Consider the following 13,614-nt stretch of genomic DNA (forward strand, 5'->3'; position numbering starts at 1 on the left):
TTGTTTTTTAACACAGTTCGTCATTCGTGCCCTAAACATCAGCAGAAATCTCCTGATTTCTAAACTCCATAAGTATTCGAAATACTTAGTTTACAATGTTCTAAATCTGAAACTTTAAAGATACAGCTTCAAACCTCCCTCTTCTTTATTTTTCCATTGCTGAAAAATGTAAGTAATTATCATTTTTGAAAAAATTATTAATACTTTTATAAAAGTGACTATTATTCAAATACTAATGCAAACTTAATTATGAAAGATAGAAAACCGATTTCTATTAAAATCATTCAATTTGTTATTGTCTTAAGACTCTCTGTTACAATTGGAATCATCATTACCTATTTTTTCTTCAAGGATTTACCGGCTGACCAATTAAGTTGGGAAACAGGAGTAAGAGATGCTACAGTTGAGCAATTTGAATTGAATACCTCAGATACAAGGTATGCTTTAGGGCAATTGATCGGTGTATTATTATTAAGGTCAACCTTTATCTTATTGACGTGGCTTTTTATTGATTTAAAGAAACTAAAACTTGCTCGAACAATGGGAATTATTCAAGTCTTACTTGAAGTTGGCCGTTTGGTTTTTCCTTCTACCTCCCTTATTATTTTGGTATTATTATTTAGAAAATCAGCTAAGAATTACCTAGAAAAAAAGAGGGGGAAACACAAAAAAACAGAAACAACAATCACCTCTTAATCACTAAAATATCTGTGTTTTTAATGAACATCACCAAAATTAGTGTGATTTTTACCCTTTCGATAAAAAGTATAAATTATTTTGCTTTTATGATTAACGTAAATTGTATGTAAAGAAAAATACGGAGAGGTGTAAAATCATTCATTCACTAATTGAGGTATTTTTAAAGGTTTTTGTAAGTTTTTTAATAAAATCTTCGTCCGATTTTAAAGGGGGATTTTTTTTAAATTGAATTTCACGAATTAGTGTAATATTAACATATAAAAAATTTCCCCCACTTATTTCATTTTTTTTTTAAACTTATATCAAAAGAGGTCAAAGTAGATTGGTAATGAAAATTTAAGCAGGAGTCTCCTTTTCTGCTTTTAATGAACTATCAATTAAATACTTATGATTAAACATTATTTTAGACAACCAGTTTTTATTGCAACACTACTAGCAGCTTCTCTTATAAGTTTGCTGGTCAACGAAGTAACAGCTCAAACAACTGCTACAATCAACCACAAAGTACGAAGGTACATCGGTGGCGTCTCCAGCCTTGACCGTACCAAATTCTTTAATCTTCATTCCAATTGGAAAGACACGGAATTGAATCAATTCTACAGCGATTATAATGCTTTTCCTAGTCGTGGTTTTTGGGGACCGTATTCTTACTCCAAAAGTAAAGGAAATGCAGTAGGCACATACCCTGCCGATAAATCCGGTAATAACAACGTAAAAAGTGTTACACGTTATGTTGCGACAGAGCATCCTTACAACATTTTTAAAGATGGTCTTAATGCTACAGCTGCAGCAAATTGGGCTGCAGAGTATTACAAAGATTATGCAAGTGATAGCGAAAGGCCAGAGTATTTCGAGCCTATGAATGAGCCATTTGTACATGCTTCTGATTATTATTCTGGCCCTTGGAATATTGCAGAAGAAGATCGTATTAAATTACAAATGGCAAAGGTTTTTGCAGCTATAGGGAAAAAAATCCATGATACTCCAGCTTTGAATAACATGAAAATTATTGGTTATTCTGCTGCTTGGCCTTCTTTAGAAATTAGCGATTTTGCTCATTGGGATGAAAACATGAAGATGTTTATGGATGTTGCAGGTGCTGATATGGACGCCTTCTCAACCCACCTTTATGATGGAGTAAACGTAACAGGTCAAAACAATCAAAGATCGGGTAGTAATTCAGAGGCCATTCTAGATTTGATTGAAACGTACTCTCACACCAAATGGGGAACTGTGAAACCACACGCCATTACAGAATATGGTGCAATTGCTAGTGGGTATGGAGACAATTATTCTGATGTCGCTAGTATTCAAACAGTCAGAAGTATCAACCACATGCTTTTCAATCTTTTGGATAGAGAAAACAAAATTGAGATTTCTATTCCGTTTATTACGGATAAGTCCTTATGGCACTTGACTGCGGCTAATAACTACCAACCTTACAGTGCAGCCTTATTTATTCCTACCAACTTAGGCCAACCTAATGTGGCAGGTTGGAAATATGCACCCAAAATTCACTTCTATGAATTATGGAAAAATGTTAAGGGAAACAGAGTACATGTAACTACTGATAATCCTGACATTCAGATTCAAGGATTTGCAGATGGGAATAAGCTGTATGTAGCATTAAACAACTTAGACGATGCTAATCAAACGGTCAATCTTGATTTTGTAAGTGGCTTAGGTGGTTTTCAAAATGTGACGAAGAAATCATTAAAAATTTACGACACAACAGCACCGGTGATGAATATTTCGACTTCGAGTACTGCACCTGGATCTATTACCCTGATTGGAGGGGAAACAGTGGTCTTTGAATATCAATTCTCAAGTGCAATTACTTTTGATAATACAATCCGAGACCGTAAATACTATACGAGTAAGCACCTTCAAGCAATTAATGCGAACACCACTATCAATTTCAATTTTAATACTGTTCAAACAGGAACAGGTCTTGCTTCCCTTCAAATGGGAATTGGAAGAAAACATAACAAATCAAAGAATCCAACCGTCAAGATTAATGGTACAACAGTAACAGTACCTAATAATTGGAAAGGTTATGATCAAACTGACCGAAGTGATTTCTTTGGTGTAATTGAAATTCCTTTTGACATCAACCTTTTACAAGCAAGTAATACAGTCTCTGTCACATTCCCTGATGGTGGAGGACATATCAGTTCTATGATCTTAGAAGTGAAGAAATACGATCAAGCCGTGATTGGTAATGAGTCGATTACAATTAATAGTCCTTCTACCAATGTGGAAAGTGATACAAAAGTGAATGTTACGTTGGCTTATACTGCCAATGCTACAAGAGATATCGTCGCTGAATTTTGGTCTTCAACAGGTTGGTTAGGTCAAGCGGTAAAAACGGTCAGTGCAGGAAATAGAACTGAAACTTTGACAATCAATTTAAATAATGCTCCTGCAACAGGCAGTGGTTATGTCGTAAAAGCAAGTATTCGACCTGTGGGTACGAACTGGACTTCCAATATTGCGACCGATCAAGTCAATGGGCTTAATGTCATCCCAGCCGCAGTTCAAAATCCTTACGGTGGAACACCTTCTTACCTGCCTGGAAAAGTGGAATCTGAAAACTACGATACCGGTGGTGAGGGTGTAGCGTACCATGATAGTAATACTAGTAATCAAGGTGGTCAATACAGAACAGATGGTGTAGATGTTGAAGCCTGTTCTGATACTGGTGGAGGATTCAATGTTGGTTGGATCAATGCTTCAGAATGGTTAGAATATACCGTAAATGTAGGTATTACTGATAATTACGACTTCTTCCCTAGAGTGGCAAGTACTTCCGCAAATGGTCAATTCAAAATATTGGTAGATGGCGTAGCGGTTACAGGAAACCTGAGCGTACCTAATACTGGGGGTTGGCAAACATTCCAAACAATGCACATCAGAAATATCGCACTCACTGCTGGTCAACATGTCATTAGATGGGAAACTGTCAATGGAGGTTATAATTTTAATAGCTGGGCTGCATGGCAATCTTCTACTTCTAGTAGCAGAACAAGACAAGTGGTGGAGGAACAAAATGATGTTGTTGTCTACCCGAACCCTGTTACGGATAAGAAAGTGTATATCAAACTTCCTTCTCCTGATGAAAGTACTACACAAGTTGAAATTGTAGACCTACAAGGTAGAGTCGTAAAGACAACATCCTTTAATGGAGGTCTACACGCTATCAGCGTAAATGCTTTGACAAGTGGTGTGTATATCGTACAAATCACTACACAGTCAGCACAATTTACTAAGAAAATTATCATAGAATAAACAAAAATTCCCGACTTCATACGGAGTATTTTCTCCTGAAGTCGGGATCCTTTATACTTAGTAACTTCAATAGATTATAAACTAAGATTCCTTGTTTCTTTCACCATAATTTTAAAGAATGGTGAATCATGAACCCCTCAAGATTTTTATCCTGAGGGGTCATTGTCTTTATTTCTATTGAATTTATTGTTTAGATCAGTTCAAATGCTACCGCTTTTGAAGCTAAAGCATTCGGAGCAATCCATACCTTAAAATCACCCTTTTCTAATACATATTTCAAATCTCTGTTATAGAATTTAAGCTGATCAGTATGAAGTTGAAAAGACACCTTCTTCTTTTCTCCTTTCTTTAAGTGAACTTTTTGATAATCTTTTAATTCTCGAACAGGTCTAGTGATCGAACCTACGACATCCTGCACATAAAGTTGGACAGTCTCTATTGCATCATAGTCACCATTATTGGTAATGGTCACCTCTACCGTCAATTCCCCTCCTTCCTTCAATTGATTAGATGAAATTGTTGTAGCAGAATAAGCAATAGTTGAATAGTTGAGTCCGTATCCAAAAGGATATTCAGGAAGGTAGCCTGCATCTAAATAATGAGATTCGTTGCCCAAAGAACTTTGCCAAGCCCCTACAGGAATATCATACATGGATACATACTTCTCTTCCATAGCAGGTCGTCCCGTGTTTTTATGATTATAGTAATAAGGTAGTTGACCTGAGGTTTTGGGCCATGTCACTGGTAAACGGCCCTCCGGCTGTCTTTCTGCATACAACACCTCTTTTAAGGCTGGACCTGCCATTGTTCCACCATGCCAAGCCATTACAATACCATCCAATTTATCTTTAATTTTTCCGATCGTAATCGGACGCCCTGCCATAATTGTTAATACAATTGGCTTCCCTAATTTTGCTAACTCAAGAATTAATTCCTCCTGAGCACCCGGCAGGTCGATTTCAGCTCTACTATGAGCTTCACCAGAAAGAATGGCTTCTTCTCCTCCTACAAACAAAATGACATCCGCTTTTTTGGCCAAAGCAATTGCTTTGTTGAAGGCTTTTTTACTTTTATCTCTACTAAAATCAAGTGTTTTTTCAAACCCAATAACATGATCTTTTAGTGCCATCAAAGGGGTATGAGAATGTTCTTTTTCACCATCAAAAGACCAAGTACCCATCTGGTCTAGAGGAGCATCAGCCAAGGGACCAATCAATGCTACTTTTTTGTTGGCAGTAAGCGGTAAAACTTGGTTTTCATTTTTCAATAAAACAATACTTTTTGCTGCTGCAATTTTTGCTTTCTCAAGATGGTCCTTTGCATAAAGTTGCCCATTGTGTTGTTTATCTCTGTAAGGAGTTTCAAAAAGGCCCATTCTGATTTTCACTCTCAAAATGTTTTTCACCAGAAAATCTAATTGATCCATCGATAGCTTTCCTTCCTTCAATAATTCCTTGATGTGTTTCTCATAAGATTGGCTGGTCATTTCCATGTCAACGCCTGCATTGGTGCCCAACTCGGCAGCATGTTTTTCATCTTGAGCGTAACCATGAGGAATCATTTCTGTTACTGAATTCCAATCACTCACCACAAAACCATCAAAGTTCATTTTGCCCCTCAATAAGTCCATCATGATTTTCTTATCTCCTGAAGCAGGAACTCCATTCAATTCATTGAACGAGGACATGAACGTTTGAACATTTTCAGCAATGGCTGCTTTAAAAGGCGGAATGTATACATTATACAATAACGGATCGTGAATAATTGCCGTATTGTAATCACGTCCTCCAATAGCTGCACCATACCCCAAAAAGTGTTTTGCACAAGCAACCATACTCGTTTTACTTGTCAAATCATCACCTTGGAAACCTTTTACATAAGCGGCTCCCATCAGGCTCCCTAACAAAGGGTCTTCACCTGGCGACTCGGCAATTCTCCCCCATCGGCTATCTCTAGCAATATCCAACATGGGTGCGAAAGTCCAGTTTACCCCGGAAGATGTCCCTTCAAAGGCGGAGACTCTACCTGTAATTTCTGCTTGTTGTGGATCCCAAGTTGCGGCTACAGCAAGCGGTATTGGAAACATTGTCTTAAAACCATGAATCACATCTCTACCAAAAATCAGAGGAATTTTATTAGGACTTTCTTCCACAGCAATTCTTTGTAGTTCATCTACATAATCCGTGTTCATGATATTCAGAAAAGCACCAATTTCACCCCTCCTGACGGCTTCTTTCAGCGACTCAGGCAAGTCGCCTTTTACCCTACTTGAAGTTCCTCGTAACGAGGTCTGGCCGATTTTTTCATCTATCGTCATTTTAGACAATAGGTCTTCTACTTTTTGTTCAACTGGATCAAGTTGTTGGTTGGTCGTACATCCAAAAAAAAGTGTAGCTAATAATAAAGAATAATAATACAGTTTCATTTAAAAAAAGATTGTCTTAGTTAGTAAATAACCTGAGGTTAATGAGCTCAGGCTAAAAATTCATTTCATTTAGATTTCTTAAATATAAGGATAGTAGGATATTGATTAGTTTTTTTAGCAAAATTTAATGGATTAACAACTCACACCCACAAGCCCACAACTTAAGGGCTATTGGGTGGTTAGCAATAAATTATCTACTTTAAAAATCTCGAAGTTCTTCGTCTAATGACATGTTTGATATTTTCTCCACTGATTTCTTTATGTAGTTATTGACAGATTGGATTCTATTCGGACTTACCGATAGTGCATGATAGCCTATCTGCCATGAAAATTCGAAGTCAAACCATTTATTTTCATTGATGACCCTCGATGAAACTCCTTTTAACTTCTGAATATTCCCTGACAAGGACTGAGTACTTTTGAGTCGTATTAAACAATGAATATGGTTTTTATAGCCGTTGACTACTCCTATCTGAATATCATTTTCTAAAGCGATTTTCCGCAGTAAAGGTTTGATTTTATGATAGAGAAAATCAGTAGTGAAGAGGTTCTCTCGATCTTTGGTTGTCCAAACAACATGAACCCAGATTTGGCAATGATTATGAGACATAGTTTACTAGTTTTATAATGAATCGAAAACTGAAGATAATGATTTCCACCCACAAGCCCACAACTTAAGTTGTGGGCTTGTGGGTAATTAGCACGCTCTCCAAATAATTCACCAAGTCTTCCCCTTTCACCAAGCCCAACCTTTTTCTTAATCGATAACGAGAAGTATTCGCACTTTCGGGAGAAATTCCTAGTAATCTTGCCATTTCTTTTCCTGAAAAATTAAGCTTAATAAGGGCACAAATTTTCAAATCATAATTCGTTAGAGAAGGATGTTTTTCTTTTAGCTGAGAGAAAAAACTGGGATTGACAGAGGTGAATCGATTTTCAAATTCTAGCCAACTATGATCCTGATTGAGCTTGATAGCGTTCATTACTTTTTGTACTTCCTTTGATTTGGTTTCTTTATAAACGTCTTTCAACTTTCCTTTTATAGAAGTCAATAATTCATCTTTGGCTATAATTTGAAGGGTGGTATTGGTCAGTTCACTGTTTTTGACATACAGAATTTCCTGATTTTTCTCTTCATGCAATTTTTGTTTCTGTTCTATGGCTTCTTTCTCTAATGCATATTTCAGTTTCAATGTTTTCACTCTTGTTCTGACCATAAAGAATACCCCCAATATGATTAAAAATAGAAGAGCGACGGTCAACCATAGAATCTTCTGCTCCTGCTTATAATTTTCTAATTCTTGGCGTTCGATCTCTAATTGTTGGGCCTGTTCTCTCTTTTTATATTCATCTGAAATTTCAAATAACGACCTGTTCCTCTCACTTTTACTACTGTAAAGCCATTGATTTAAGTTGTTCCCCACCGTAGCAAACTTTAAAGCAGACTGATAATCTCCTATCATTTTATACGTTTCTACTAGTTTTTCGTAAAGCAAAGGCGTAAAATTTAGATGGGCACGTTCTTGCTTCGAAACTTTCAATGCTTCCTTATAATAATGAATCGATTCTTTGTACTTCTTGGTCTTAAAAAAGTAATCTCCATAAGAAGAATAAAAAATCACCAAGTAAGATTCGTTACCTTCTAAACCTTCCAATTGAGGCATCAATGTTTTAAAGGATTTTCCCGTTTCTATAAGCTCTCCTTTCAGTAAGGATAAAAAGGTTTCTTCACTTTCTAATAAAATTCTAGAAACGTTATCCTCCATTGGAATAGTAGTACAGCTGTCATAATAAAGTTGCGTATTTTTCGCATCTCCTTCATACCTGTAATGCACCATCAATGAGTGGTAATTGGGACGTAAATTCTCCAATGCAATGACCCCATTCTCTACCAATTTTCTATTCATAGACAATGCCTGCTTATAATATTTTACGGCCAAATCGTTTCTTTCAAACAAGCTATACAAGATGCCCATACCTCTGTACACTTTCGCTTTCAGCATAGGGTAATTTTCTTTGTCCAAAAGAAAAAGTGCTTCCCAATACGACTCGTATGCTCTATGATAATTGACCCTATTACAATAAAGTCCACCCAACTTTAAATAAGCTCTTATCTCTCCTCTTACATCACCTGACTTTCTAAATTCAAGCAATTCTTTTTCGGCAGAAATAAGATCATCATCTTCATAAATTTCCCTTAAAAAATCCGTGGTAATGATAATATCAGTATCGCTCGCAAAAACTGAAGTCGAAAAAATGACACTGAAGAGTATTATTAAAATTTGTCTATACATAAAAATTGAAGTTTTGGGATTGTCTATTGGAAAAACCCTCCTCAATATGCCTGTATTAAGGTTTGTCTACAATTTTTTTGCTGTAAAATTCACACTTGTCTATATAGAGTCTATGTCATTTTTTAGGGGAAGGAGGAGTTGTTCATGAAATTTAGAGTCAGAATTATCTCACACACTCAAACTTTTTTAATGGAATGAAATCTCATAGCTTATTTATTTTGCTATTGCTCTACTTGCTATCCTCCTGTAAAATGGACCTACCCCAAGAAGTGGAAATAGCGTATGAAGAATTACCGGCTGAATTGGATTTTAATAAAGATATCAAACCCATATTATCGGATAAATGCTTTGCTTGTCATGGACCGGATAAAGGGAAAATTGTAGCCGGATTACAATTACATAGTTATGCAACGGCTACGCAAGAACTGACAGAATCGAAGGGTAAGTATGCTATCGTTCCGGGTAGTCCAAAAAGCAGTGAAGCAGTCAGAAGAATCTTAACGGACGATCCTGAACTGATCATGCCTACACCTGAATCTCACCTTAGTCTTACGGCAACAGAAAAAGCAACGTTGATTAAATGGATTGAAGACGGAGCAGAATATAAACCGCATTGGTCTTTTGTGCCTATGGCGAAATCAGAAGTTGAAAAAGCAGAGGATTGGGGACAAAATGAAATTGATGATTATGTATATAAAAGATTAAAACAGGAAAAACTAAAACCATCAGCGGAAGCCGAAAAATCCCTTTTACTAAGAAGAGTTTCGCTTGACCTTACCGGACTTCCTCCTACTCAACAAGATCTTGATGCATTTCTGAATGACAATGATGAGAATGCGTATGAAAAGCAAGTGGACCGCTTGATTGCTTCTGAAGCTTATGGTGAAAAAATGGCGACCGATTGGATGGACCTTGCCCGCTATGCTGACACACACGGTTATCAGGTGGACCGCTACAGAGATATGAGTCCGTGGAGAGATTGGGTGATTGCCTCTTTCAATAATAATATGGCGTATGATTCATTCTTGATTTATCAGTTGGCGGGTGATTTATTGCCTAACCCAACAAGAGATCAAGTGTTAGCGACTGGCTTTAATCGACTTCACCCTCAAAATGCTGAAGGTGGCATTGTAGATGAAGAGTTTAGAGTAGAATATGTAGCGGATAGAACGGCAGTAGTTGGACAAGGTGTAATGGGTTTGACTTTCGCTTGTGCGAGATGTCATGACCATAAATACGACCCGATCACTCAGAAAAATTATTACGAGATCTACAGCTTCTTTAATAATGTCAATGAAACCGGTCAAATCTCCTGGGACCCTAACGATATTCCGGTTCCTACGATGACATTGCCAACGGAAGAACAGGAAGAAGTGATTGCTTACTTAGAAAAAATATGTCAGCAAAAAGATGAAAAAGTAAAGTCGGCGGAACAAAAAGCGGAAAGTACTGCGAAACAGTGGGTCAATACCTCGGCTTATCACACGGCTTCTCTTTCGGCTAGAAAACATAAAGTGGCTGATTTCTCTTTGAATGGTAATTTGAAGAACGACATCACGGGAAAGAAGGCCAAAATGATACGTAAGACTTCTAAAAATGAAGTCGCAAATTATACGGAAGGAAAAGAAGGAAAAGGTATTTTACTGAATGGTGATACATGGATTGATATGAAGCCTGTAGGTGTATTTGACCGCAATGATCCTTTTTCGATTAGTATTTGGGTGAACATTCCTGAAGGTCTAAAAGAAGGTGTGATTTTCCATAAAAATAAAGCGGTGATGCTTCACTCTGTAAAAGGGTATACGCTGTATCTAAAGGATAATAAATTGCAAACGATGCTAGCACATACCTACCCAGAAAATGCTATCATTCAAGAAACAAAAGACGATTTCCCAAGGGATCGATGGGTGCACTTGACATTGACTTATGATGGAAAAAGTAAAGCTGAAGGCGTGACTTTATATGTTGATGGTGCAGTGGCTAAGATGAACACCACCAAGGACAACCTTACCAAAAGCATCATTTTCAATAATTATGAAGATGTAATCTATGCCACTCCAATCGAGCCAGGTTTACAGGTCGGTGCACGTTGGAGAGGATTTGGTTTAAAAGACGCTAAAGTGGATGAAGTAGATGTGTTCAATACCTGCTTGACACCTTTGGAAGTGCAACATCTTTTTGCCCCTCAACAGACAAAAGAATTGCTTACTAAAAATGTTTCTTCTTTATCTGCGGATGAGAAAACGTTATTAAAAGAGCATTATAAACAGAGGGTTTCTAAGGAAGTAAAATGGGCCAAAAATGATTACCTCAAATCCAAAAAGGAATTGGATTATACTTATGATACTTTGAAAGAGGTGATGGTGATGAAAGAGATGGAAACACCACGTCAAGCGTATATCTTAGAAAGAGGTGTATACAGTGAACATGGCGAAAAAGTGTATCCTAATACACCAAATTCAATTCTACCTTTTGATAAGGACCTTCCTAAAAACAGATTGGGATTAGCACAATGGATCGTGGATCCTCGTAACCCACTGCCTGCTAGAGTCGCTGTAAATCGCTATTGGCAAAACTACTTTGGAACTGGTATTGTGGAAACGACGGGAGATTTTGGCAATCAAGGAAAACTACCTACTCACCCTAAATTATTGGATCACTTGGCCTTGGAATTTATTGAAAGTGGATGGGATGTGAAAGCACTTCAGAAAAAAATAGTGATGTCGGCTACGTATAGACAAAGCAGTCATTGTTCACCAGAATTAAGAGAAAAAGACCCTTACAACACACTTTTGGCTAGAGGTCCTCAATTTAGACTGAGTAGTGAAATGATGAGAGATAATGCACTTTTAGCCAGTAATTTACTTAAACCGAAAGTAGGCGGTAAAAGTGTGAAGCCTTATCAGCCGGAAGGACTATGGAAAATGAACGGTGGTATTTATATACAAGATCACGGTGATGATTTATACCGAAGGAGTTTATATACCTTTTGGAAAAGGACGGTTCCCAATCCTACGCAATCGACTTTTGATCAACCTGAGAGAAGTGAATGTGCTGTCAAAAGACAAAAAACCAATACACCACTTCAAGCCTTAGTGCTTATGAATGACCCAACTTATTTGGAAGCGTGCAGAAAGTTAGGGGAAGAAATTACAAAGAGTGATTTTATTGATGAAGGCATTCAAACGGTCTATTACAAATTGACAGGTCGTGATATCTCCAATCAAGAATTAGCACTATTAAAAGAAGTGCAAACAAAAGAGATACAGCGTTTTGAGACTTCACCAGAGAAAACAAAAGGTTGGCTTTCCGCTGGTGAATCAGCCTTGGATACGCGATTAAATCCATCAAAAGTGGCCGCCAACGCCATTGTTGCCAGCCTGATTCTCAACTCAGATGCTACCATTACCAGACGATAAACATTATGTGTAATAAAAAGAAATTCAGATCGAATAATAAAGACCTTCAATCTGTTGAAAAGAAAATGGATAGAAGGCACTTTCTCACCACCACTTCCATGGGGATCGGTGCGTTTGCATTGGGTTCATTGATGGGATTGGAAAAGGTTTTTGGAAGTCCAAAGAAGACCATTCAAGAAGAGATAACGCAGAGCCTCCCGCACTTTTTACCTAAGGCGAAACGTGTTGTGTATTTGTTCCAAAGTGGTGGTCCCTCTCAATTTGAGACATTTGATTATAAGCCAAAACTAACGGATATGTTTGGCAAAGAACTTCCCACTTCCGTTCGTCAAGGGCAACGTCTGACCGCCATGAGTGCACAACAATCTTCACTTCCCATCGCTCCTTCCAAGTTCAAATTCAAGCAACATGGTGAGAGCAGAACTTGGGTGAGTGAATTGCTTCCGCACACGGCTTCAATGGTCGATGATCTCTGCATCATCAAATCCATGTACACCGAACAGATCAACCACGACCCTGCCATCACTTTCTTCCAAACCGGACACCAATTGCCTGGGCGTCCGTCGATTGGATCATGGATGAGCTATGGATTGGGTTCTGATAATAAAAACTTTCCAAACTTTATTGTTTTGACTTCTGGAAATGGTGGCCAACCCCTTTACTCTAGGTTATGGGGAAATGGCTTCCTTCCAACTCAACATCAAGGAGTGCAATTTAGAAGTGGAAAAGACCCTGTTTTGTTCCTCAACAATCCTGAAAATTATCATCACGAGGACCGTAAGGACATGCTTTCTTATTTAAAGGAATTGAATGAAGTGCAGAACTCTGCTTATGGTGATCCTGAAGTGGATGCTCGAATTTCTCAATATGAAATGGCCTTCCGAATGCAAACTTCCGTTCCAGAAGTCACTGATATGTCAGACGAACCCGATGAAGTTTTTGAGATGTACGGCAAAGACAGTAGAACACCGGGTACCTATGCCGCAAACTGTTTGATGGCTCGAAGACTTTTAGAGAAAGATGTGAAGTTTATTCAATTGTACCACCGAGGTTGGGATCATCATGCCGGACTTCCTTGGGGAATGAAAAAGCAATGTGAGATGACAGATCAGCCTACCGCCGCTTTCTTGAAAGACCTGAAACAAAGAGGCTTACTGGAAGACACCCTCGTAATTTGGGGTGGTGAATTTGGTAGAACGGTGTACTCTCAAGGGAAATTAACGCCTCAAAGCTACGGTAGAGACCATCACCCGAAATGCTTCAGTATGTGGATGGCAGGTGCTGGAGTAAAAGCAGGAATGAGCTATGGAGAGACGGATGATTTCAGCTATAATATTGTAAAAGATCCAGTTCACGTACATGATTTCCATGCGACTCTAATGCACATCATGGGCATTGACCACGAAAAACTTACTTATAAATTCCAAGGACGAAGATTTAGATTGACGGATGTTCATGGAAATGTTGTCAACGATATTTTATCTTAATT

The 13,614-nt window shown here is 37.8% G+C and carries 7 protein-coding genes; 4 read left to right on the top strand and 3 right to left on the bottom strand.

Going from position 1 to position 13,614, the window contains the following annotated elements; all coding sequences use genetic code 11:
- Positions 1-249: 249 nt before the first annotated feature.
- Together PL77_RS25695 and PL77_RS31390 are read left to right on the top strand one after the other, a co-directional pair.
- Positions 250-696, top strand: a complete 447-nt coding sequence (locus PL77_RS25695) for a hypothetical protein (protein ID WP_044211667.1) — start codon at positions 250-252, stop codon at positions 694-696.
- A 390-nt stretch (positions 697-1,086) separates the two neighbouring features.
- Entirely contained in the window at positions 1,087-3,987 is a 2,901-nt protein-coding gene (locus PL77_RS31390; protein WP_063769053.1) for a carbohydrate-binding protein, read from the top strand.
- Between the two features lie 190 nt (positions 3,988-4,177).
- On the opposite strand, the gene PL77_RS25705 is transcribed toward PL77_RS31390, so the two are convergent.
- The 3 genes from PL77_RS25705 to PL77_RS25715 form a co-directional block, all read right to left on the bottom strand.
- The gene (locus PL77_RS25705) at positions 4,178-6,412 is read right to left on the bottom strand and encodes a glycoside hydrolase family 3 N-terminal domain-containing protein (RefSeq protein ID WP_044211668.1); all 2,235 of its coding nucleotides are present in this window, start codon (positions 6,410-6,412) and stop codon (positions 4,178-4,180) included.
- Between the two features lie 199 nt (positions 6,413-6,611).
- Positions 6,612-7,022, bottom strand: a complete 411-nt coding sequence (tnpA, locus tag PL77_RS25710) for an IS200/IS605 family transposase (protein ID WP_044211669.1) — start codon at positions 7,020-7,022, stop codon at positions 6,612-6,614.
- 64 nt (positions 7,023-7,086) lie between these two features.
- Entirely contained in the window at positions 7,087-8,706 is a 1,620-nt protein-coding gene (locus PL77_RS25715; protein ID WP_044211670.1) for a tetratricopeptide repeat protein, read from the bottom strand.
- A 251-nt stretch (positions 8,707-8,957) separates the two neighbouring features.
- Between PL77_RS25715 and PL77_RS25720 the strand changes: the two genes are divergently transcribed.
- Together PL77_RS25720 and PL77_RS25725 are read left to right on the top strand one after the other, a co-directional pair.
- Positions 8,958-12,125, top strand: coding sequence for a DUF1553 domain-containing protein (locus tag PL77_RS25720; RefSeq protein ID WP_253274023.1), 3,168 nt, complete (start codon positions 8,958-8,960; stop codon positions 12,123-12,125).
- Between the two features lie 5 nt (positions 12,126-12,130).
- Positions 12,131-13,612 (top strand): DUF1501 domain-containing protein, encoded by a 1,482-nt coding sequence (locus tag PL77_RS25725; RefSeq protein ID WP_044211672.1) that lies wholly within the window; start codon positions 12,131-12,133, stop codon positions 13,610-13,612.
- The last annotated feature ends 2 nt before the right edge of the window (positions 13,613-13,614 follow it).

The sequence above is a fragment of the Flammeovirga sp. OC4 genome (genome assembly GCF_000812565.1).
Classification (GTDB): domain Bacteria; phylum Bacteroidota; class Bacteroidia; order Cytophagales; family Flammeovirgaceae; genus Flammeovirga.